Origin of the sequence: Maribacter litoralis (genome assembly GCF_003075045.1) — a bacterium.
Lineage (GTDB): Bacteria > Bacteroidota > Bacteroidia > Flavobacteriales > Flavobacteriaceae > Maribacter > Maribacter litoralis.
In genome coordinates this window covers 1-924 of record NZ_QCZD01000020.1, presented here as the reverse complement: position 1 = coordinate 924, position 924 = coordinate 1, and the positions used below count along the sequence as shown (strand labels likewise).

1 protein-coding gene is annotated in these 924 nt (G+C 39.1%); it reads left to right on the top strand.

Annotated features, from left to right (window positions below; translation table 11 throughout):
• Positions 1–29: 29 nt before the first annotated feature.
• On the top strand, positions 30–924 hold an 895-nt coding region (gene traM / locus DCS95_RS20095), incomplete at its 3' end, for a conjugative transposon protein TraM (protein ID WP_116772579.1).

Sequence of the window (924 nt, the reverse complement as noted above, 5' to 3'; positions counted from 1 at the left end):
CGAAAATCGGCATTTAAAAAACCAAGATTATGAAAGTAGAAAAGAACAAAATAGTATTTGCAACAGTATTGGCGGTGATTTTCATATTCCTTATTTCCTATTCCGTAATGGTAATGGGCGATGATGAAAGTGAAACTGAAAATCTTAAGCAGACCTTAGTGCCAGATTTGGAAGAGGACCAAAAAGAATATGATTCCAAACTGGATGCGATTAACGATTTGAAGAAAGTTCGTGAAAACAATGCACCCAGCATCTATGATGAAAAGCTGATTGATTCCTTGGGGTTTTACGACCCAGATCTTCCAGAACGCGAAAAAGAGCGTATCGTAGATAGCATCTATGAAGCGGGTAAGATTCAATATTCAGAAAAGCGATACCAAAATTTGGGACAGAGAAGAACTGTTCGCCAAGTGGCATCAACAATCGATTCTGCTGAAGTGAAGCGGGAACAAAAAATTGAAGCGAAAGAATTGGGCTTAGAACATCAATTGTTCTTTGCCGCTTCGCCCAAACCCAATGAAGTTTCAATCATCGGTAATACTGATGAAACTATTTACGTAGTGGTAGATGGCGACCAAGTTGTAAAAGCAAATACCAGATTGCGAATGCGTCTGACCAAAACTGCTACTATCAATGGTAAAGTAATGCCAAAAAATACGCCCGTTTTTGGGTTTATCAGTTTTCAGCCTAATCGGGCTTTAATTGAAATTGAAAACATAAAGCATCATCCCACTAAACTTAAAGCTTTTGATTTATCTGATGGAAGCGAAGGTATCTACGTACAGAACAATTTTCGGGCTGAAGCCACCACCGAAGTCTTGGACGATATTATTGGCGATATCAACATTCCCACCGTACCACAAGTTGGTGGTATATCCAAAGTACTCAGACGTAACAACCGAAACGTAAAAGTTACGGTATTGA